Below are 21,280 nucleotides of genomic sequence, written 5' to 3'. Positions count from 1 at the left end.
GCGCGGTCAGGGCTCGTAGCGGTAGCCGATCCCCGGTTCGGTGATCAGGTGGCGGGGGCGGCCCGGGTCGCGCTCCAGCTTGCGGCGCAGGCCGGCCAGGTAGACCCGCAGGTAGTTGCCGCGATCCTCCTGCCCCGGGCCCCAGACCTCGCGCAGGATCTGCCGCCCGGGCACCAGCCGGCCCGGGTGGGCGAGCAGCAGGATGAGGATCCGCCATTCGGTGGGGGTGAGCCGTACCGGGCCCCCGGGGCCGGTGACGGTGGTGGCGGCGAGGTCCACGGTGTGGTCGCCGATCACCGGGGCGGGCGGGGCCAGGCCGCCCGGCGGACGGCGCAGGACGGCCCGCAGCCGGGCCAGCAGTTCCTCCATCAGGAAGGGCTTGGTGAGGTAGTCGTCGGCGCCGGCGTCGAGCGCGCCGACCTTGTCGGCGGCGTCGCTGCGGCCGGAGAGCACGATGATCGGCACGGCGCTGCGGCTGCGCAGGCCGCGGATGACCTCCATGCCGTCGAGGTCGGGCAGGCCGAGGTCGAGCAGCACGGCGTCCGGCGCGGTGCGCGCGGCGCGGTCCAGGGCCTCGCCGCCGCTGGCGGCCGTGCGGACGGCGTACCGGCGGGCGCTGAGGTTGATCCGCAGGGTGCGCAGCAGCGCCGGTTCGTCGTCGACGATCAGGATCTCGCTCATGCGGGTGCTCCTCCCGGGCCTCCCGGCTGTGCGGCGGGCAGGGTGAGCAGCATGGTGGTGCCGCCGCCGGGGGTGTCCTCGACCTCCAGGCTGCCGCCCATGGCCTCGGCGAGGCCGCGGGAGAGCGCGAGCCCCAGGCCGACGCCGGTGGTGTTGTCGGTGTCGCCGAGGCGCTGGAAGGGCAGGAAGACGCGGTCGCGGTCCTCGGGGGCGATGCCCGGTCCGCGGTCGACGACGCGGATCTCGACCCGGTTCTGGTGGTGGCTGGCGGCGACCAGGACGGGTGCGCCGGGGGCGTTGTGGCGCAGGGCGTTGGTGATGACGTTGGCGAGGACGCGTTCGAGCAGCGGCGGGTCGGCGAGGACGGCGGGCGCGGTGTCCAGGTCGAGCGGCTGGACCGGCGCGTAGGGGTCGGGGAGGGTGTCGAGGGCGCGGGGCAGGATCTCGTCGAGGTGGGTCTCGGCGAGGTGCAGGGTGAGGGCGCCGGCCTGGAGGCGGCTCATGTCGAGCAGGTTGTCGACCAGCCGGGTGAGCTTGACCAGGGACTCGTCGGCGGTGGCGAGGAGTTCGGCCTGGTCCTCGGGCGAGAACTCGACGTCGGGGCTGCGCAGCGAGCCGACCGAGGCGAGGGCGGCGGCGAGCGGGGTGCGCAGGTCGTGGCTGACCGCGGCGAGCAGGGCGGTGCGCATCCGGTCGGCGGCCTTGATCGGCTCGACCTCGGCGGCGACGGTGGCGAGCCGGTCGCGTTCCCGGGCGGCGGCGACGTGGGCGGCGAAGGCGGTGAGCACGCGCTGGTCGGCGGCGGGCAGCCGGCGGCCGGTCAGGACCAGGACGGCGTCGGCGCCGACCGGGACTTCGGTGGCCTCCCCCTCGCCCGCGGGTGCGCCCTCGTCGTCGCTGCGGGCCAGCACCTCGCCGCCGGTGCGTTCCAGCAGGGCGACGGAGTTCATGCCGAAGGCCGTCCGGGACTTGTCCAGCAGGGCGGGCAGGGCGTCGGCGCCGCGCAGCACGCTGCCGGCCAGGGTGCTGAGGGTCTCGGCCTCGGCGGTGGCCCGGGCGGCGCGGGAGGTGAGCCGGCTCGCGTGGTCGACCACGGTCGAGACGGCGAGGGCGACGGCGGCGAAGACGATCAGGGCGACGATGTTGTTGGTCTCGCCGATGGTCAGGGTGTGGACGGGCGGGATGAAGAAGTAGTTCAGCAGCACCGAGGCGACCACGGAGGCGAGCAGCGCCGAGGTGGCGCCGCCCAGCAGGGCGACGACGACCACGCCGAGCTGGAAGATCAGCGCGTCGGTGGTGAGGTTGACGGTGTCGTGGGCCTGCGAGAGCACGGCGGTGAGCAGCCAGGGGACGACCAGCCCGGAGAGGTAGCCGGCGATGGTGCGGCGCGTGGAGTGCCGGCGGCCGAGCGAGGGCAGTCGGCCGCGGCCGGTGAACTCGTGGGTGACCATGTGGACGTCGATGTCCTCGGAGGCGTCCACCGTGGTCTCGCCGATGCCGGGGCCGGTGAGGAAGCGGGTGATCCGGCCGCGCCGGCTGGTGCCGAGGACCAGCTGGGTGGCGTCGTGGGCGCGGGCGAAGGCGAGCAGCGCGGTGGGGATGTCGTCCCCGACCACCACGTGGTAGCCGCCGCCGAGGGTCTCGACGAGCTGGCGCTGCTGGGCGAGGGCGCCGGAGGAGGCGCCGGCCAGGCCGTCGCTGCGGGTGACGTGGACGGCGAGCAGGTCGCCGCCGGCCGTGCGGTCGGCGATCCGGGCGGCGCGGCGGACGAGGGTCTCGCCCTCGGGGCCGCCGGTGAGGGCGACCACGACGCGTTCGCGGGTCTCCCAGACGCGGTCGATGTTGTGGCTGGCCCGGTAGTCGCGCAGGCCCTCGTCGACCCGCCCGGCCACCCAGAGCAGGGCGAGCTCGCGCAGGGCGGTCAAGTTGCCGACCCGGAAGTAGTTGGAGAGCGCGGCGTCCACCTTCTCCGCCTTGTAGACGTTGCCGTGGGCCATCCGGCGGCGCAGCGCCTGGGGGGCCATGTCGACGAGCTCGATCTGGTCGGCCCGGCGGACCACCTCGTCCGGGACGGTCTCGCGCTGGGGGATGCCGGTGATCTTCTGGACGACGTCGTTCAACGACTCCAGGTGCTGGATGTTGACGGTGGTGATGACGTCGATCCCGGCGTCCAGCAGGTCCTCGACGTCCTGCCAGCGCTTGGCGTTGCGGCCGCCGGGGATGTTGGTGTGGGCCAGCTCGTCGACCAGCACCACGGCGGGCCGCCGGGCGAGGACGGCGTCGAGGTCCATCTCCTCGAACTCGGCGTCCCGGTAGGAGCGGAGGGTGCGGGGGACGGCCTCCAGGGCGCCGATCATGGACTCGGTGTGCCGGCGCCCGTGGCACTCGATGTACCCGACCACGACGTCCGCGCCGCGCTCCCGTCTGCGCCCGGCCTCGTCCAGCATCCGGTAGGTCTTGCCGACACCGGGGGCGGAACCGAGGTACACCCTCAGCCTGCCGCGGCGGTGCACGGTGCCGGGGGTGAGGTCGCGGGCCATGGGCGCTGCTCTTTCGTCTGCTGCTTCGTCTGACGGGGTCGGGACGCGCGGCCGACCCGGGCGCGGGGGCGCTGCCCCGGCCCGGGTCGGCCTGCTTCACTCGTTCAGCCGGTCGGCCGTCACTTCTGTTCCGCCAGAGCGGTGTTGAGCCGGACGATGTTGACGCCCTCGCCGCCGAGGAAGCCGAGGGAGCGGCCCTCGGTGTACTTCGCGACGAGCCCGTCCAGCGTCTGGGTCGACAGGTTGCGGGCCTTGGCGACCCGGGCGACCTGCTCCCTGGCGTAGGCCACCGAGACGTGCGGGTCGAGGCCGGAGCCGGAGGCGGTGACGGCGTCCACCGGGACGCTCGCCGGGTCGACCCCGTCGAACGCGGCGACGGCGGCGCGCCGGGCCTCGACCGTCTTGGCGAGGTCCTCGCTGTTCGGGCCCAGGTTGGAGGCGCCGGAGGCCTTCGGGTCGTAGCCGTTGGCGGAGGGTCGGGGCTGGAACCACTGCGGGTCCGGCCTGGCCTCCTCGTCGGCGTCGTCGGGGTTCTGCTTGGGCAGGTCGTAGCTCTGGCCCAGCAGGCTGGAGCCGATCTCCTTGCCGTCGGCGGTCCTCACGATGGAGCCGTTGGCCTTGTCGCCGAAGGCGGCCTGGCCGATGCCGGCGATCAGCAGCGGGTAGGCGAGGCCGAGGATCACCGTCATCACCAGCAGCATCCGCAGTGCGGTGAAGTGCGTGCGCACGGTGGTGGGCAGGGGCTTGGACATGATGCGTTCCTCCTTTCCGTGGATCAGCTGAGGCCGGGGATGAACTGGACGACGAGGTCGATCAGCTTGATCCCGACGAAGGGGACCACCAGGCCGCCGAGGCCGTAGACCCCGATGTTGCGGCGAAGCAGTGAACTCGCGTCGGACGGGCGGTACTTGACGCCGCGCAGGGCGAGCGGGATGAGGCCGACGATGACCAGGGCGTTGAAGACGACGGCCGAGGTGATCGCGGACTGGGGGCTGTGCAGGCCCATGATGTTGAGCTTGTCCAGGCCCGGGTGGACCGCCGCGAACATCGCCGGGATGATCGCGAAGTACTTGGCGACGTCGTTGGCGATCGAGAACGTGGTCAGGGCGCCGCGGGTGATCAGGAGCTGCTTGCCGATCTCGACGATCTCGATCAGCTTGGTGGGGTTGGAGTCGAGGTCGACCATGTTGCCGGCCTCCTTGGCCGCCATGGTCCCGGTGTTCATCGCGACGCCGACGTCGGCCTGGGCGAGCGCGGGGGCGTCGTTGGTGCCGTCCCCGGTCATCGCGACCAGCTTGCCGCCCTCCTGCTCCTTCTTGATCAGGGCCATCTTGTCCTCGGGCGTGGCCTCGGCGAGGAAGTCGTCCACGCCGGCCTCCTGCGCGATCGCCCGGGCGGTCAGCGGGTTGTCGCCCGTGATCATGATGGTCTTGATGCCCATCCGGCGCAGTTCGTCGAACCGCTCCTTCATGCCCTCCTTGACCACGTCCTTGAGGTGGATCACGCCCAGGGCCCTGGGGGCGGCGGTGCCGATCCGGGAGGCGACGAGCAGCGGGGTGCCGCCCGCGGCGGAGATGCCGTCGACCAGGTCGGCGACGTCCCTGCCGACCGTGCCGCCGTTCTCCGTCACCCAGTTGGTGACCGAGCCCGCCGCGCCCTTGCGCACCGAGTGGACCTCCTCGGCCTCCTCCAGGTCGACGCCGGACATCCGGGTCTGCGCGGTGAACGGCACCCAGGTGGCGTGCGTCAACTCGCCCTGGGCGCGGGCCCGCAGGCCGTACCCGGTCTTGGCGAGGACGACGATCGAGCGGCCCTCCGGCGTCTCGTCGGCGAGCGAGGACAGCTGGGCGGCGTCCGCCAGCTCGTCGACCGTGACGCCGGTGGCCGGCTGGAACTCGGCGGCCTGGCGGTTGCCCAGGGTGATGGTGCCGGTCTTGTCGAGGAGCAGGGTGTTGACGTCGCCGGCGGCCTCGACGGCGCGCCCGGACATCGCCAGCACGTTGCGCTGCACCAGCCGGTCCATGCCCGCGATGCCGATCGCGGAGAGCAGCGCGCCGATGGTGGTCGGGATGAGCGCCACGATCAGGGCGACCAGCACGATCATCGACTGCGGGGCGCCCGCGTAGGTGGCCATCGGCTGCAGGGTGACGACCGCGATCAGGAAGACGATCGTCAGCGAGGCCAGCAGGATGTTCAGCGCGATCTCGTTCGGCGTCTTCTGCCGGGCCGCGCCCTCGACCAGGGCGATCATGCGGTCGATGAAGGTCTTGCCGGGCTCGGAGGCGATCTTCACCACGATCCGGTCGGACAGCACCTTGGTGCCGCCGGTCACCGCACTGCGGTCGCCGCCGGACTCGCGGATCACCGGAGCGGACTCGCCGGTGATCGCCGACTCGTCCACCGAGGCGACGCCCTCGACCACGTCCCCGTCCCCCGGGATGACCTGTCCGGCCTCGACCACCACGTGGTCACCGAGCCGCAGCGCGGTGCCGGAGACCTCCTCCTCGGCCCGGCTCCCCGGCCAGCCGGTGAGCCGGCGGGCCATGGTGTCGGACTTGGTCTTGCGCAGGGTGTCCGCCTGCGCCTTGCCGCGGCCCTCGGCCACGGCCTCGGCCAGGTTGGCGAACACGGTGGTCAGCCAGAGCCAGACGGTGATCGACCAGGCGAACACCGACGGGTCCGCGATCGCGGCGACGGTGGTGACCACCGAGCCGACCTCGACCACGAACATCACCGGGTTCTTCACCATCACCCGCGGGTCGAGCTTCTTCACCGCGTCCGGCAGGGAGGCGACGATCAGCTTCGGGTCCAGCAGGCCGCCGGACACTCTGTGCGGCGCCTGGGCCGGTTCCGGCTGCTGGGCGGCCGGCTTCCCGGCCTTCTCGGTCAGGGTGGGGGACATCAGGAGAGACCTTCCGCGATCGGCCCGAGAGCCAGGGCCGGGAAGTAGGTGAGGCCGACGACGATCAGGACGACGCCCGACAGCAGGCCCACGAACAGCGGCTTGTGGGTGGGCAGGGTGCCCGGAGTGGCAGGGACCGGCTGCTGCCGGGCGAGCGAACCCGCCAGCGCCAGCACGAACACCATCGGCAGGAACCGGCCGAACACCATCGCCAGGCCGATCGCCGTGTCGTACCAGTCGGTGTTCACCGTGATCCCGGCGAACGCCGAACCGTTGTTGTTCGCACCCGAGGTGAACGCGTACAGCACCTCGGAGAAGCCGTGCGCACCGGAGTTGAGCATCCCGGCCCGCTCACCGGGCAGCGCCATCGCCACACCCGTGCCGATCAGCACGATCGTCGGCGTGGTCAGGATGTACAGGGAGGCGAACTTCATCTCCCGCCCGCCCAGCTTCTTGCCCAGGTACTCCGGGGTGCGCCCGACCATCAGACCGGCCACGAACACCGCCACGATCGCCAGGACGAGCATCCCGTACAGACCCGAACCGGTACCGCCGGGCGCGATCTCGCCCAGCATCATGTTGAACATCGTCAGCCCGCCGCCGAACGGCGAGTACGAGTCGTGGAAGGAGTTCACCGCACCCGTCGAGGTGAGCGTGGTGGAGGCCGCGAAGAGGCTGGAGCCGGCGATGCCGAACCGCTGCTCCTTGCCCTCCATCGCCCCGCCGGCCGCCTGCAACGCGGCACCGGTGTGCTGTGTCTCGAAGAAGGTGATCAGCGCGACCGAGGCCACCCAGAACAGGCCCATCACCGCGACGATCGCGTAGCCCTGCCGGTTGTCGCCGACCATCCGGCCGAAGGCCCGCGGCAGCGCGAACGGGATCAGCAGGATCAGGAACACCTGCAGCACGTTGGTGAACCCGGTCGGGTTCTCGAACGGGTGCGACGAGTTGGCGTTGTAGAAGCCGCCGCCGTTGGTGCCCAGCAGCTTGATGACCTCCTGCGAGGCCACCGGCCCGCCCGGCACCGACTGCGCGCCGCCGCCCAGCGTGGCCACCTCGTGGAAGCCGTGGAAGTTCTGCACGACGCCGTTGGCCAGCAGCACCAGCGCGAAGACGATCGAGATCGGCAGCAGCAGCCGCAGCGAGATCCGGGTCAGGTCCACCCAGAAGTTGCCCACCCGGTCGGTGCGGTTGCGGGTGAACCCGCGGATCAGCGCCGCCACGATCGCGATGCCCACGGCCGCGGAGACGAAGTTCTGCACCGCCAGACCCGCCATCTGCACCAGGTGGCCCATCGCGGACTCGCCGCTGTAGGACTGCCAGTTGGTGTTGGCCACGAAGGAGATCGCGGTGTTCCACGCCTGGTGGCCCGACATCTGCTCGACGCCGAGGTTGAGCAGAAGGTGGCCCTGCAGGCGGATCAGGCCGTAGAGGAAGAGGACCGAGACGGCCGAGAACGCCAGCACCGAGCGCAGGTACACCGGCCAGCGCTGGTCGGCGTCACCGTCCACACCGATGACCTTGTACAGGCCGCGCTCTGCTCTGAGGTGCTTGGAGGTGGTCAGAATGCGGGCGATGTAGTCGCCCAGCGGCCGGTAGCACAGGGCCAGGGCGCCCACCAGGGCGATGACCTGCAACCAGCCCGCGAGAGTCGAACCCATGTCAGAACTTCTCCGGGTAGATCAGCGCCACGACGAGGTAGCCGACGAGCGCGACAGCGACAATGAGACCCGCGATGTTCTCCGCGCTCACAGCTTCTCCACCCCCCGCGCGATCAGGGCGATGACGGCGAACACGGCGACCGTGACACCGACGTAGATGAGATCGGACATGGGCTCCACCACAGTGGTTCGGGGTGGCCGCGCGCTCCTGAACGGACCGGACGCGGCACCGGCGGCGGGCCGGCACGCCCAGCAAATCGCCCGTTCAGGGCCTCGCCGCCGTTCTTGACGCCCTCCATACGGCGCCCGTTCGATTGTTGACGGCCTCCATACGGGCCCCCGGCGGCGGGGGTCGCCCCCGGCCGGGGGCGGGCGGGCAGCACACGGCCGGGGCCCCGGACAGCAGTGCTGTCCGGGGCCCCTGGTGGCCGTTCGTCAGGCGTTCTCGGGCGCCGGGAGCCGCTCGCGCTCCGAGCGCACCGTCGGCTCGCCGCGCCGGACCGATCCCGGGGCCCGTCGGGAGGGCTGGTCCGCCCGGCCGGAGGAGCTCAGCTGCCAGGGCACGCTGATCACCATCACGCCGGGGGTGAAGAGCAGCCTGCTCTTCAGCCAGAGCGCCGACTGGTTGTGCAGCAGGTGCTCCCACCAGTGGCCGACCACGTACTCGGGGATGAACACCGCCACGGCGTCCCGCGGACTGGTCCGCCGGTACTCGCGGACGTACGCCACCACCGGCTTGGTGATCTCCCGGTACGGCGAGTCCAGCACCTTCAGCGGCACCTGGACGTCCAGCACGCCCCATTGCTGCTCCAGTTCGCTGGTGGCCTCGCGCTCCACCGCGACGGTCAGCGCCTCCAGCGAGTCCGGTCGGAACGCCTGGGCGTAGCCGAGCGCCCGCAGGGTGGGCTTGTGCAGCTTGGAGACCAGCACGATGCCGTGCACCTGGGACGGCCGCACCGAGTCCGCGTCCGGGTCGTCCACCGCCAGCTCGTCGGCGACGCTGTCGTAGTGCCGGCGGATGCCGCGCATCATCACCCAGAGCACGATCGCGGCGACCACGGCCAGCCAGGCGCCCTGGGTGAACTTGGTCAGCAGCACGATCACCAGCACCAGCGCCGTGGTGACGGCGCCGAACGCGTTGATCACCCGCGAGCGCTGGGCCGGGCCGCGCACGGCCGGGTCGGTCGCGCCGCGCAGCACGCCGTTCCAGTGCTTCACCATGCCGATCTGCGACAGCGTGAAGGAGGTGAAAACGCCCAGGATGTAGAGGTGGATCAGGCTGGTGACGTCCGCGTCGTACAGCCACAGCAGCCCGCCGGCCACCACCGCGAGGGCGATGATGCCGTTGGAGAAGGCGAGCCGGTCGCCGCGGGTGTGCATCTGCCGGGGCAGGTAGCGGTGCTCGGCCAGGATCGAGGCCAGCAGCGGGAAGCCGTTGAAGGCGGTGTTGGCCGCCAGGATCAGCACCAGCGCGGTGACGGCCTGGATGAAGTAGAAGAGGACGCTCTGGTCGCCGCCGAAGATCGCGGCCGCCAGCTGGGCGATCACGGTCTGCTGGGGCGCGGTGTGGCAGTCCCCGGGGAAGTTGGTCAGCTGGCAGGCGTCGTCGGTGATGTGCACCTTGGACATCAGGGCCAGCGCGGTGATGCCGACGAACATGACCACGGCCGTGGTGCCCATCACGGCCATCGTGGTGGCGGCGTTCTTCGACTTGGGCGCCCGGAAGGCCGGCACGCCGTTGGATATCGCCTCCACGCCGGTCAGCGCCGTGCAGCCGGAGGCGAACGCCCGCAGGCCCAGCATCAGCAGTCCGAGCCCGGCCAGGGTGTCCTTGCCGTCCACCGGCAGCACCCCGTACGAGGCGCTGGCCGCCACCGGGGTGTCCCCGAAGACGGCCTTGACCAGGCCGGTGACCACCATCAGCAGCATGCCGCCGATGAACAGGTACGTCGGCGCCGCGAAGGCCTTGCCGGACTCCCGGACACCGCGCAGGTTCATCGCCGCGAGCAGCACGACGAAGGCGACCGCCAGCTCGACCCGGTGGTCCGCGAGCGAGGGCAGTGCCGAGATGATGTTGTCCACGCCCGAGGCGACCGACACCGCGACGGTCATCACGTAGTCGACCATCAGCGAGGCGGCCACCACCAGGCCGGAGTTGGCACCGAGGTTGCGGGACACCACCTCGTACGAGCCGCCGCCGCTCGGGTAGGCGTGCACGACCTGGCGGTACGACAGCACCACGACGGCCATCAGCGCGACCACACCGGCCGCGACCCACGGGGTCAGGTAGAGGAAGGCGGTGCCACCGACGGTGAGCACCAGCAGGATCTCCTGGGTCGCGTAGGCGACCGAGGAGAGCGGGTCGGAAGCGAAGATCGGCAGGGCCAGCCGCTTGGGGAGCAGCGTCTCGCCCAGCTCCTCGCTGCGCATGGCCTTGCCGATCACTAGGCGCTTGAGCGCCTGGGGCACGTTGAACACATGGGCGAGCGTAAGGGCCCGGAACGGCGGGGCAATGGGCCCTGCCGGAGTACCGGAAAGGCCCGGCGCGCCCTTTGGGTGGAATGTTCCCGCAGGTCGGAGGCGCTATAAGCGCGGCGTGCCGGGCGCGCCCGGGGCATATCGGGGGCGTTAAGCCCCCCCGTTAAGACATCGTCAAGATATGCCCAGCAAATCGGTCATTAAGCCCAAGAGCTGACAATCCGCCGCGCCGGTCACCCGCTACATCCGCATCCGCAGCCGGCAGACGACGGCGTCGGTGTGGCGGCGCAGGGCGCGGTCGATGACGGCGCCGCGCCGGTTCTGCAGCGGGCGCTGCCAGGGGCGGGTGGGTTCGACCTCGGGGATGAGGACGGTGAGGCGGTCGTAGGCGTGCTCGGTGGCGAGCCGGTTGACGAAGTCGGCGATCGGGGGGCCCAGGCGGCGGTGGCCGTCCGGGATCTCGATCAGCGGGACGCCGGGCTGCCACAGTTCCCAGTCGCGGCGCAGCGCCTCGGTTTCGGCGCCGTCGTGGACCACGGTGACGGCCAGGACCTCGTCGCCCAGGGAGAGGGCGGCGGAGAGGGCGTCGCGGGTGAGGCGGGTGATCGCGGTGACGGGGACGACCACGAGGCTGCGGCTGCGGGTGACGGCGCCGGGGATGCGGCCGAGTTCCAGGCGCTCGCCGATCCGGGCGTAGCCGCGGTGGATCGCCTCGAAGAGCAGGACGAGCAGGGGCAGGGCCAGGCAGATGCCCCAGGCGCCTTCGGTGAACTTGGTGGCGGTGACGACGATCGCGGCGATGCCGGTGAGCAGCGCGCCGAAGCCGTTGAGGGCGGCCCTGGCGCGCCAGTGGGCGGGCCGGGCCAGGTGCCAGTGGCGGACCATGCCGATCTGGCAGACGGTGAAGCCGACGAACACCCCGATGGCGAACAGCGGGACGAGGCGGTTGACGTCGCCGCCGGAGCCGGCCAGCAGGACGGCGGACACCAGGGCGAGGAAGAGGACGCCGTGGCGGTGGACCTGGCGATCGGCGCGCAGGGCGAAGACGTGCGGCAGGTGGTTGTCGCGGGCCAGCAGGTGGAGCAGGACGGGCAGGCCGCCGAAGGAGGTGTTCGCGGCCAGACCGAGGAGCACGACGGTGGCGAACTGGACCAGGTAGAAGCCGGCGCCGTGGCCGAGCGAGGCGTCGGCGAGCTGGGCGAGGACGGTGACGCCCTCGACCGGCTGGAGGTGGAAGCGGCCGATCAGGACGGCCAGTCCGATCAGCATCACGCCCAGCAGCGCGCCGAGGGCGACCTCGGTGTGCTGCGCCCGCCTGACGCCCGGGGTGCGGAAGGAGGGGACGGCGTTGGCCACCGCCTCCACGCCGGTCAGCGCCGAGCAGCCGGCCGCGAAGGCCTTCAGCAGCAGCAGCGCGCCCACCGTCGTGGCGTTGCCCGCCAGCGCGGAGGCGTGACCGGCGGCGGCCTCGGTGCTCGCCGGGGCGTCCCGGAACAGGCCGACCACGATGATCGCCAGGATGGACAGCACGAACACCGCGGTGGGCGCCATGAACCAGCGCGCCGACTCCGCGATGCCGCGCAGGTTGACGGCGGTGACCAGCGCCAGCACGCCCAGGCACAGCCAGACCCGGTCGCCGTAGAGGCCGGGCACCGCCGAGGTCAGCGCCGCGACCCCGGCCGTCACCGAGACCGCCACGTTCAGGATGTAGTCGATCACCAGCGACGCGGCGGCGGTCAGCGCCGTGCGCCGCCCCAGGTGCGCCTTGGCGACCGCGTACGCGCCGCCGCCGTCCGGAAACGCCGCGATCACCTGCCGGTACGAGGCCACCAGCACGGCCAGCAGCACGGCGATCGCCACCGTCACCGGCAGCGTGAACCCCAGCCCGTACGCCCCGGCCGCCGCCAGCACCAGCACGATCGACTCCGGCCCGTACGCCACCGACGCCATCGCGTCCAGCGACAGCGCGGCCAGCCCGCCGAGCGCGGTGAGACGGTGGCGGTCCTCCGGAGCCGCGCCGGTATCCGGGGGCTCGGGCTCGGCGGTGACGGCCGGGGTGATGGCGCTGGACATCGGACGGGACCTCCGCAGTCGGGTGTTGCTCCGATCCTGCGGGCCCCCGGCGGGGCGGGCCGTCGACCTCTACGCGTTCCTGACGCCCGACCGGTCGGCCCTGACGCCTCGTTAACGCGGCGGCTCCGGGCCGCGGGCGGGGCGCGGCAAGCCCGGTCGGGCGTGGTTGGGGTGGTGGTCGGGGTGGTCGGGGTGGTCGGGCCGGTGTCCCGGCGGGCGCCGGTTGGGAAGACGATCAGCTCTGACGGAGGACTCCCGGCGCGTACCTCGGCACGCCCGGGGCTTCTCAGCGGGGAGGCTGAACGGCCCGACCCACCCCTGGAGACCCACTCTGCTGCCTGCTGAACGTAATTGCAAGTAATGCGCAATAACGCGCCGCCAGGCCGATCACACGGTACGCGCCCACTCGACTACTCTCCGCATGTGATCTGCTCCAGCCCCCTCCTGCTCATCGACCTCGACCACACCCTGGTCGAACGCGTCGGCGGCCCCGACGCCTGGACCCCCGCGTTCTGCGCCCACCACGGCATCCCCGCCGAGGACGCCCCCGCCGTCTTCGCGACCCTCCGCGCCGACCGCTCCCCCGCCGGCTTCACCCGGATCGCCGACCGGTACGGCCTGCCCCACTCCGGCGCCGCCCTCTGGGAGGCCCACGTCGCCCAGGAGGCCGCCCGCACCCATCCGATCCCCGGCGTCCACGCCGCCCTCGCCGCCCTGCGCGAAGCCGGCTGGACCATCGGCGTCGTCACCAACGGCTCCACCGACATCCAGCGCGCCAAACTCGCCCGCGCCGGCCTGCTCCCCGCCGTCGACGCCGTCTGCGTCTCCGAGGAGGCCGGCGCCCGCAAACCGGCACCCGAGATCTTCCACCTCGCCGCCGCCCGCCTCGGCCGCACCCTCACCCCCGCCGACTGGATGGTCGGCAACAACCCCGCCACCGACCTCCGGGGCGCCCACGCCACCGGGCTGCGCACCATCTGGATCACCCCGACCCCCGCACCGCCGCTCCCCCCGGAGCACCCCGCCCCCACCTACACCGCCCCCGATACCCCCGCCGCGGCCACCCTGCTGCTCTCCACCCCCGCCTGACGCCCCAAAACAGAACCGGCCCCGAACAGCGTTTCCGCTGTTCGGGGCCGGTCTGGTAATCCAGTGGCTGGTGTAGGGTTCGAACCTACGTAGGCTATGCCGGCAGATTTACAGGCCGCTGACCAGGGACGCCCTGACCTGCGAAGCCTTGCCCCCGGGCCCGATCCGGTCCGCCACTGGTCCGGATCATGGTCTCAACGGCCCCCTACCGACCCACCTCAGCGACCACCCGAAGGGCCGGGTCCGGGCAGCATCTCCGCTGCCCGGACCCGGCCCTTCCGTGTTCCTGATCACGCTCCGCCAGCCGGGCTTCCGACGCCGAGGTCGAGCCGGGCCTGTGCGTGGTACGCGTTGAGCAACTCGACCAGGACGGCACCGTTGGACACCTCGGTGTGCTCGCGGGCAGCGATCTCCGACTCCCACAGCGCGGCGTTCACCGCCTTCGCCGCCTCCACCGCGGCCGGACTCGCGAGCAGAACGAGGGTCTCGAAGAGCGCCGACCGCTGGATCTCCGCCTGCTCCATCCTCGCCAGGAACTCCGCCCTCGCCGTCGACCCCGCCTCGGCCTGCCTGGCCCGCTTGGCGACCGAGTCGATCTCCTTCACGCACGTCGCGTACTGCACGTAGGTGTCGAGCTTCCGCTCATCCCACCGCGCGGCCATCACCCTCCGATACTTGGTCCGCTCCGCCCACCCGGTGGCCACGAACGAGGTGAGCGCCCCCAGCAGGACGCCCACCAGCGTGACGATCTGAGTAATCACCACCCAGAACCTACCGACGCCACGAACACCGCAACAGAGCGCAGCTTTCACGACGAACTCCCTGCAAAGGCTTTCCGGTTGCGGCCAGGGTCGAAGCCGCAACCCGGATTAGCTTCACCCGAGGTGCCGCAAGATCGCGGAAGCGAGGTGCTGGCCGGTGGTAGTCAGCGCGCCAGTGGCCAGCGCGATGACTAGCGGTCGCCCGCGTCGCCACCACTGACCCCAGGGGTCGGGAGTGGCGGGAGTCGACAGGGGGCCGACGATCACGCGCACAACCAGACCTCGCGCCGGCTTGGCAGGCAGCTTCATAGGCATGCCGAATCCTCCTGGGAGGTAGGGGAGTTGCCCCGATCGGGGTTCCATGAACGTAGCGCGGTTCCTGGCTTGCCATTTGGGCCGATTGAAGATCAAAAACGCCCATGAAGCGTGCAGTTCGCGCGTGCGCGCGCGCGCGAGGACATTCGTTATCTCGACGTTATGGAGATCCCGGGATGGGTGCTACTTCTTCCCGCGCTTCCGCCTGCGTCGCCGTTGCTTGGCTGGCTGGAGCCGGTAGGGGTACTGCTCGCCTTCCCATTTGATCCGGACGTACCGAAGCTTGCCTTCGGCCGGCGGTTGCCAGTCCCGTCCGTTCCACTCCGCTCGGCGCTCTGCCATGACCGCCAAGGCCTCATCCCTCAGCTTGGCGCTCCAACTGTTGCGACCCCGGGTGGTCCACTTTGCTGGAGTCATCCGCAATCCGCTGCGGACCTGCTCCACGCGAGCCTGTCGCGCGGCCTGGCGAACGATCCGGTCAGCAGTGGCATACCAGCGTTCGACCGTTCCAAGCGTGTACCCGCTGATCTCTGCAACGTCCTCGGGTTCAACGCCTCGCTGCCAAGCAAGTCCTGCAGCTTGTTCAGCCTGGCGCGCCAGAGCACGGTCGGCTTCTGCCAGACGATGACGAGTCTGCTTGATGGCCCGGAGGGCCGATCTCGCGTCATCGAGAGACAGGCTCACGACGTGAGCCCGACGCGCACGTTTCACCCATCCTTCGATGGTTCGACCGCTGTAGCCAGTCAACTCTCTGACCTCATCTGGCCTGATGCCAGAGAGAAGCGCGACTGCGACGGCCTCGCGTGCCGCCCTCACAAGGTCGGCAGTCTGCTGCTTCAGCAAGGCGCGCTCCTGCGAGATCCTCTGCAAGTCGGCTTCGACCTGTGCGACAGCATCGTCAACTTCGCCGGGTGCCATGGTCACTAATCATGCCGATGTAGAGCGTCGAGCGCCCGGGCCTGCCGGGGCTAGGACGCTCCATCCGATCACCGGTTGTTGGTCAGTCACGCTCCTTGAAGATGTGATCTTGGCTGGAGTGCTCGCCGGGGTGCCCAGGAGGTTGCTTCCCAGTGCCAACTCCCAGCTCTCGTCGAGAGCCTTGGTCGCGGTCTTGCGGGCGCGATTGCTCAGACAGGCGATCAAGGCTGACCCGGTATGCGTTCCTCAACCGCTGGTAGTCGAAGTCGCTGCCCTGGGGGACCCGAGTCACGCGAAGCAGCTGATGACGCTCAAGCTCGGCTCGCGCCTTCGTCCAAGTTCCGTGCGAAAGGCCGTACCGGCTCCGTCGTTCAGTAGTGACATACCGGGGCTCCTTGTAGCCCCCTTGGTGTTCCAGCAGAACCAGCAGCAGCGCGAGCGCTGTTGCTGAGAGATCGATGATCCAACCGTTCTTCCACAGGTCGATAGGTACGCCCACGTAGCGTCCCTGGTTGATGGGCCTGGAACCGTAAGGCGTGCCTGGCTCCGAAGGGTTCATCAGTGCAATGGAGGGCGGCCCGCCCCACCTGGGGGTCAACGTGATCAGTCCGCTGCCTGCTAGCCACTTCAAGTTGCTGGCGATGCGGCGGGGACCAGTGTCAGGCGGCAAGCCGAGAAGCCGAGACCAAGCCGCTGGCGTTCGAGGTGCCTTCAGGTCGTACGGCTCCCTTGTGGCCATCATCGTGATGCACAAGTACAGCTTGAGGCGCACCTCACCCCCTCGACCCCCATGGATCATCCGCGCGAGAGGCGGAGGCCCGTCCCCCAGCGGCGAGATCACGAAGCCGGGCGGGAAGGCGACATTGCCGGACCGCTGAGCCTTCGACACGGCCGACGCCATGTTCTCCATGGCTGTACTGCGTAGATCTGCCGACGTCACGACTTTTCCCTTTGTGATGGAGAAACAGGGGGTGCGGGGGTCACGGGGGTACAGGGGGTCACGGGGGTCACTGTTATACCTCCCCCTCCCGCGGAAACGCTGATGGACTGCACTGCTAATGCTCTATCGCCAGCTTGCAAGAGCGAAAGGACTCCACCAGGCCAGCTCATAGGCTGCATTGAAGTGGGAAATTTACTCCATCACAAGCGCCCCAAATGGCGTTTGACCTGCAGATTTACTGAGTGGCAACCTTCAGATGCCGACCGAGGGGGTCGACATAAGGGAGATAACGTCACATTAGGGGTAATTGCTGTGGGTAACGAGAACGAGGCGTCGTCGCGAGGACTTTGGGTGCTGGTCATCATGCTGGCCGGGAGCCTGGGGGGAGTGCTGGCCGGCCTCTCGATGCGCCTTGCCGGAGGAAGCCTGCCCGTCGCGCTGGCGGCTGCTGGCGGGGCGTTCGTGAGTATCGCCAGCCTGGGCATGGCCGTCCACAAGTTCATGCGAGAGTAGGGCAGGCCTCGGAATGTCGAGTCGCCCTCGTAGCGACCAGCGCTGACCAACGTTAACGACTCGTAAATGCCAAACGGGCTGGCCAGCGAGTCGAGGGAGCGTCCCGCCGCGGATCAGGCCGATGCTTGATCAGACCTTGAACATCAGGTCAGGGCATCCGCGATGAACTCCATTGAGTCCACAACCACCACGGCGCCGGCGGCGACCAGCTTGATGTCCTTGCCCGGCTTGTTGGCGTAGCCGAACGTGGGGACGCCAGCCGCTTCCCCGGCCTCGACGTCGCGGGCCGCGTCGCCGATGAAGATGCAGTGCTCCGGCCCTGTGCCCGCGGCCTCCATAGCCGCGAGCAGGAGTCGCGGGTTCGGCTTCATAGAGGTGGGGTCGCCCGGGACTCGGCCGAAGACGCCAGCCACGTAGTCGTTGAGGCCATGCTCGGTGAGGTAGGCCTCGATGGCCGTGCCCGCATTGTTGCTGACCACGGAGACCAGCCGACCGGAGCGGGCAGCCGACCGCAGAACCGATTCTCCGCCCGGGGTCGGGCGGGCGACCCGAACTGCTTCGGTCTCCAGCGCGGCCAGCGCAGCGTCCGTGCTCTCCGTGAGGTCCGGCCGGGCGTCCGCGACCAGCCGGAGCAGGGCGAGAGGGTCAGTCTCCTCCTCCGACCCGGCCGGGGCCTGCTCGCCCGCGGCCAGCAGGCCCTCCAGGAGGCGTCGTGCGACCTCCGGAGCCGGGAGGCCGGCGAAGACCGAGCACACCGGGCCGTCGAAGTCGAGGAGAACGTGCTTCACCGGCCGCAGCACGTCGGCGAGTTGCTGAGTTGTGGCGGTCACGGCTGACGCTCGTAGGCGATCGTGCTCCACACGCTGTCGAACCACATCTGGGCCTGCTGGACGTACTGCGATCCGAGCGAGGCGTCGTCCGGGCCGGCGGCGTGGTGGAACAGGGTGGTGTCCTTGCCGGTTACGTCGTAGAAGGTGTGGTCGGTGTCGTCGATCGACACGGTGCGCTCGCGGAGCGGGTAGAAGCCGAAGAAGGCCTCCGACCGGTTCAAGATGTACAGCTTGAACAGGCTGGACGCCCGGTGCACCTTGACCTGGACGCTCGCCTCCTGGACCAGGCCCAACTCAGCCAGCATCTCCACCGAGTGCGCGATCCCGCCGGCATTCGTCAGGGCGATGTTGCGGGCACGCTGCCGGAGGGCGGACTCGTCCTGGAGGCCGTCGACCAAGACCGGCACGGCCATGGGCGCGGTGGTGTCCGGCAGCAGCAGGCGGACCGTGATGGACTCCGGGGCCAGCCGGCCGGAGCGGACCTTGTCGAGCGGCTCCTGCAGCGCGTTGTGCAGCGTCTCGCTGGAGAAACCGGCGAAGTCGAGGGTCACCTGCTGCCGCTCGAAGGCGGCCTCGAGGTGAGGCCGCAGCCCGACCGGCCGGGATGTTCGCTCCCTCACGAAGGAACCGCTCCCCTGCCGAGTCACGATCAGCCCCTCGGTACGGAGCAGGTCGAGCGCCTTGTCCACCGTGCCGCGCGCCACGCCGAAGTGCTTCGCCAGTTCGGGGCCTGAGGGGAGCTTGTCGCCGGTCTCGAAGCCCGGTTTCTTCGTCAGGATCGAGGCCCGCAGAGAGCTGCCGACCTGCTGATACGGGGGGCGCGAGTCGTCCGGGTCCAAGGCCATGGGCCAATGCTAGGGCAGGTGCCCAACAGGCGCGAGAAACCCAACTCTCTTGACCTGCCTAAGCAGGTTCTCTATGTTGTGAGTGTCGCACCGAGTGAGACAGGGGTGACACAGAGGGGCCTTCCTTGGGCTGCTCTGACCTGCACGAATGCGCCCGTGAATGGCCGGCCTGCCGCCGCGTCCAGGGCGAAGGGGCCCGGGACAGATCGGGCCGAGGCATCCCGGCGCCTTGTCAGATCGGAGACCTAGATCAAAAAGGCCGCGCCCGCCTGCAAGGGCGCAGACCTGCTGGCCGCCCTGGGCAACTGGGGCGGCCAGTGCTGTTGATCAACGTTGGCCGGGCCTGTGAAAACGGGGCCGCCGCGCCTTCCTTGGCCGGAGCGCGGCGACCCTCACGGGCCCACACCCCAGAGAAGAGGTAGGCCCATGAGGCTGATTATCGCGGGCCAGACGGCCGCGGACGACGACGAGTTCGCCGAATTGGCGCTCGGCGTGGACGAGCAGCTGTTCGCCGGGATGCCCGGCGAGGACGAGATCGAGCGCGCGGCCCGGCTGGACGCGGCACGCTCGATGCTGGCGGACCTGCGACGGGAGGACCCGGAGCTGGCCGTCTTCGCCGAGCGTCTGCTGCGGTCGGCGCCGGTGCCGCTGCGGAGGCCGACCGCCATCCGCCGCATCGCGAGCGCTGCCCGGGTGGCGGCGTGAACGCCAGCGTGTTCGCAGCGCTCACGGCCGCCGTGGACGTGCTCACCGGCCTCTCACGGTGCCCGAATCGGGGGCCGCGATGAAGACGGCGATGAGTCCCGCTCACATCCGCTCCGCCGAGCGGGCGCTGACCGCCGGAACGTGGGCGATCACGTTCGGTGCGGTCCTCTACAGCGTGCTCACGGTGACCCCGCTCATGGCCGGCCACACGCCGAAGGGGTGGGAGTGGACGGCGCCGATCCTGCCGCTCGTGGTCGACGCGGCGGTGGTGATCGTGGTGCGCATGGACGCCACGCTCGCCCGCCTGAACGGCGACGGCGGACGCTGGCCGGTGGTCCTGCGCTGGATGACCGGCCTCATGACGGTGCTGCTCAACGTGGGTCTCTCCGCCCTGGACCGGGATCCGGTCGGGGTGGCAGTCCACGCGGTGGCGCCGCTGCTGCTGATCGTCACGGCCGAAACCTCCCTCGCCTACCGGCGCGCGATTAGCACCGCGCTGGCTACCCGCGAGGCCGCTGAGCGGGCCGAGCGCGAGCAGCGCGAACAGCGGGCCGAGGCCCGGCGACAGGAGGAGCGGGCCGACCGCATCGAGCGCTTCAAGGCCGCCGAACGAGGCGAGCGTGAACGCCGTGAGCACGAAGCCCGGCTCGCCCATGAGCAGCGTGAGCACGACGCGAACATGGCCCGCGACCAACGCGAGGAGACCGCCCGCCGAGAGGCCGCGGCACGCGAGGAGAAGACCCAGCGGGAGGCCGCCGAGCGGGCGGAGCGTGAGCGGCGTGAGCGCGAGGCGAGCGAGCGTGAGCGGCGTGAGCGCGAGGCGAGCGAGCGTGAGCGCCGTGAGCGGGAGGCCGCCGGGCGGGCCCGCGCCGCGCTGCTGTCCGCCGGCCCGGCCGCCGAGCGGCTGCCGGAGGAGCGGGCCCGCGAGGTGGTCAGGGCCGCCGTCGAGGCCGGGTTGCCGCAGCGCCAGGCGGTGGAGCTGACCGGCTGGTCCGTCGGCTGGATCGCCGCCCGCTACAAGGAACACCCCGCCGTCCGGCCCGCCCTGCACGCCGTCCCCAGCACTGCCACCGACGAGGAGCAGGCATCGTGACCACCAACCACACCGCTTCCGGGCTGATCAACGCGGCCGGGGCGCTGATGGCCGCGCTCAGCGCCCACGCCGACCTGCCCGCCCCGAGGGTCACCAGCGAGCAGGTCGTGTCCGCCGAACGCGACGCCTCCGGCGACCTGATCCTCACCTGGGGCCTGGGCTTCGGCTTCCACCGCGACACCGCGCTGAGCGACTTCGAGCAGTGGCGCCAGGCCCTCGTGGTCGACCCCGCCACTGTCGATCACGGCAGCACCGGTCCCCACGCCTGGCTGAGCGCCGCCACCACCTACGCCGGCGTCCCGCTGACCCTGACCGGCTACTACACCCTCGCCCTGCGCAATCACGTCCGCGACCCGCACGTCGAGCCCGGAATGCCGGTCGGCAAGGGCGGCGGTGCGAAGTGAGCAAGCCGATCACTTCCCTGCCGCTGGTCGGCACCGTCCGCCGCGACGGCGTCGCCTACCGCGTCGCCGACCCCGTACCGCTGGACGTGGTCAGCGGCCTGATCCGCGAGTCCTGGTGCTCGCGACTGGTCGTCACCGACGCCCGGAGCGGCGGCGCCTGCCCCGGCGAGTTCTCCGCGATGTGTGTGGTCAACGGCGAGCCGTTCGTCCTCGTCGGCCGCATCAGGCAGCGCTGATGTTCGGCCGCGACCCGAAGCCGCCCAAGTCCGGCCAGCAGCGGCGCGCGAAGGCCGTCCGCGAGGCGGACCGCGCCGGGCAGCGCCAGATCGACTCCCGCCGCACCAGCCGGTCCACCACCGCCTGGCACCGCGCCGAGTCCCCCCGCGCCTGGTGGCGCTCCTCCTGACCCGCTCCCCGATGCGTGCCCCGCACCCCCTCGGTGTGCGGGGCGCGCACCTTCTCTGACCTGGGAGTTTCCATGGGCTACCTGTTGAGCCTGTTCCTCGTGCTCCTCGACGCCGCGATCGCCGGC

Annotated in this window: 19 protein-coding genes; 7 read left to right on the top strand and 12 right to left on the bottom strand. The window is 70.8% G+C overall.

Annotation, left to right across the window (positions count from 1 at the left end):
- Positions 1-6: 6 nt before the first annotated feature.
- From ACFVVX_RS26105 to ACFVVX_RS26070, 8 genes are all read right to left on the bottom strand, one after another.
- Positions 7-681: a response regulator gene (locus ACFVVX_RS26105; RefSeq protein WP_387949058.1), complete on the bottom strand. Its 675-nt coding sequence runs from the start codon at positions 679-681 to the stop codon at positions 7-9.
- On the bottom strand, positions 678-3,221 hold the full coding sequence (locus ACFVVX_RS26100) for an ATP-binding protein (RefSeq protein WP_387949057.1): 2,544 nt from the start codon (positions 3,219-3,221) through the stop codon (positions 678-680). The genes ACFVVX_RS26105 and ACFVVX_RS26100 overlap by 4 nt, the downstream gene beginning before the upstream one ends.
- 119 nt (positions 3,222-3,340) lie before the next feature.
- Entirely contained in the window at positions 3,341-3,973 is a 633-nt protein-coding gene (gene kdpC / locus ACFVVX_RS26095; RefSeq protein ID WP_387949056.1) for a potassium-transporting ATPase subunit KdpC, read from the bottom strand.
- A 23-nt stretch (positions 3,974-3,996) separates the two neighbouring features.
- Positions 3,997-6,123, bottom strand: coding sequence for a potassium-transporting ATPase subunit KdpB (kdpB, locus tag ACFVVX_RS26090; RefSeq protein WP_387949055.1), 2,127 nt, complete (start codon positions 6,121-6,123; stop codon positions 3,997-3,999).
- Positions 6,123-7,784 (bottom strand): potassium-transporting ATPase subunit KdpA, encoded by a 1,662-nt coding sequence (kdpA, locus tag ACFVVX_RS26085; protein ID WP_387949054.1) that lies wholly within the window; start codon positions 7,782-7,784, stop codon positions 6,123-6,125. Before kdpA ends, kdpB begins: the two co-directional genes overlap by 1 nt.
- Position 7,785: 1 nt before the next feature.
- Positions 7,786-7,875 carry a K(+)-transporting ATPase subunit F gene (kdpF, locus tag ACFVVX_RS26080; RefSeq protein ID WP_097237446.1) on the bottom strand — a complete coding sequence of 30 codons (90 nt, stop codon included), beginning with the start codon at positions 7,873-7,875 and terminating at the stop codon, positions 7,786-7,788.
- 344 nt (positions 7,876-8,219) lie between these two features.
- Positions 8,220-10,262, bottom strand: a complete 2,043-nt coding sequence (locus ACFVVX_RS26075; RefSeq protein WP_387949053.1) for an APC family permease — start codon at positions 10,260-10,262, stop codon at positions 8,220-8,222.
- A 240-nt stretch (positions 10,263-10,502) separates the two neighbouring features.
- Positions 10,503-12,335 carry an APC family permease gene (locus ACFVVX_RS26070; RefSeq protein WP_387949052.1) on the bottom strand — a complete coding sequence of 611 codons (1,833 nt, stop codon included), beginning with the start codon at positions 12,333-12,335 and terminating at the stop codon, positions 10,503-10,505.
- A 423-nt stretch (positions 12,336-12,758) separates the two neighbouring features.
- Between ACFVVX_RS26070 and ACFVVX_RS26065 the strand changes: the two genes are divergently transcribed.
- Positions 12,759-13,424: an HAD family hydrolase gene (locus ACFVVX_RS26065; RefSeq protein ID WP_387949051.1), complete on the top strand. Its 666-nt coding sequence runs from the start codon at positions 12,759-12,761 to the stop codon at positions 13,422-13,424.
- Positions 13,425-13,714: 290 nt separating this feature from the next.
- Here ACFVVX_RS26065 and ACFVVX_RS26060 read toward each other — a convergent pair whose 3' ends face one another.
- Both ACFVVX_RS26060 and ACFVVX_RS26055 read right to left on the bottom strand, forming a co-directional pair.
- A complete protein-coding gene (locus tag ACFVVX_RS26060; protein WP_387949050.1) occupies positions 13,715-14,185 on the bottom strand; it encodes a hypothetical protein in 471 nt (156 codons plus the stop codon).
- A 498-nt stretch (positions 14,186-14,683) separates the two neighbouring features.
- Complete coding sequence (locus ACFVVX_RS26055; protein ID WP_387949049.1) at positions 14,684-15,418, bottom strand: hypothetical protein; 735 nt, start codon at positions 15,416-15,418, stop codon at positions 14,684-14,686.
- Between the two features lie 1,291 nt (positions 15,419-16,709).
- Here ACFVVX_RS26055 and ACFVVX_RS26050 point away from each other — a divergent pair.
- A complete protein-coding gene (locus ACFVVX_RS26050; protein WP_387949048.1) occupies positions 16,710-16,871 on the top strand; it encodes a hypothetical protein in 162 nt (53 codons plus the stop codon).
- Between the two features lie 143 nt (positions 16,872-17,014).
- Here the strand turns inward: ACFVVX_RS26050 and ACFVVX_RS26045 are convergent, their stop codons facing one another.
- Together ACFVVX_RS26045 and ACFVVX_RS26040 are read right to left on the bottom strand one after the other, a co-directional pair.
- Positions 17,015-17,701 (bottom strand): HAD family hydrolase, encoded by a 687-nt coding sequence (locus ACFVVX_RS26045; RefSeq protein WP_387949047.1) that lies wholly within the window; start codon positions 17,699-17,701, stop codon positions 17,015-17,017.
- On the bottom strand, positions 17,698-18,546 hold the full coding sequence (locus ACFVVX_RS26040) for a GntR family transcriptional regulator (protein WP_387949046.1): 849 nt from the start codon (positions 18,544-18,546) through the stop codon (positions 17,698-17,700). The genes ACFVVX_RS26045 and ACFVVX_RS26040 overlap by 4 nt, the downstream gene beginning before the upstream one ends.
- 426 nt (positions 18,547-18,972) lie before the next feature.
- Here ACFVVX_RS26040 and ACFVVX_RS26035 point away from each other — a divergent pair, with 426 nt between their 5' ends.
- The 5 genes from ACFVVX_RS26035 to ACFVVX_RS26015 all read left to right on the top strand — a co-directional run bounded on the left by ACFVVX_RS26035 (position 18,973) and on the right by ACFVVX_RS26015 (position 21,154).
- On the top strand, positions 18,973-19,251 hold the full coding sequence (locus ACFVVX_RS26035; RefSeq protein ID WP_387949045.1) for a hypothetical protein: 279 nt from the start codon (positions 18,973-18,975) through the stop codon (positions 19,249-19,251).
- 91 nt (positions 19,252-19,342) lie between these two features.
- Positions 19,343-20,344, top strand: a complete 1,002-nt coding sequence (locus ACFVVX_RS26030) for a DUF2637 domain-containing protein (RefSeq protein WP_387949044.1) — start codon at positions 19,343-19,345, stop codon at positions 20,342-20,344.
- On the top strand, positions 20,341-20,748 hold the full coding sequence (locus ACFVVX_RS26025; protein ID WP_387949043.1) for a hypothetical protein: 408 nt from the start codon (positions 20,341-20,343) through the stop codon (positions 20,746-20,748). The genes ACFVVX_RS26030 and ACFVVX_RS26025 overlap by 4 nt, the downstream gene beginning before the upstream one ends.
- A complete protein-coding gene (locus ACFVVX_RS26020) occupies positions 20,745-20,984 on the top strand; it encodes a hypothetical protein (RefSeq protein WP_387949042.1) in 240 nt (79 codons plus the stop codon). Before ACFVVX_RS26025 ends, ACFVVX_RS26020 begins: the two co-directional genes overlap by 4 nt.
- The gene (locus ACFVVX_RS26015) at positions 20,984-21,154 is read left to right on the top strand and encodes a hypothetical protein (RefSeq protein ID WP_387949041.1); all 171 of its coding nucleotides are present in this window, start codon (positions 20,984-20,986) and stop codon (positions 21,152-21,154) included. Before ACFVVX_RS26020 ends, ACFVVX_RS26015 begins: the two co-directional genes overlap by 1 nt.
- The last annotated feature ends 126 nt before the right edge of the window (positions 21,155-21,280 follow it).

The sequence above is a fragment of the Kitasatospora sp. NPDC058170 genome, assembly GCF_042883905.1.
Classification (GTDB): domain Bacteria; phylum Actinomycetota; class Actinomycetes; order Streptomycetales; family Streptomycetaceae; genus Kitasatospora.
Note: the sequence above shows the minus strand (reverse complement) of the source record. Positions and strands in the feature narration are given on the sequence as shown.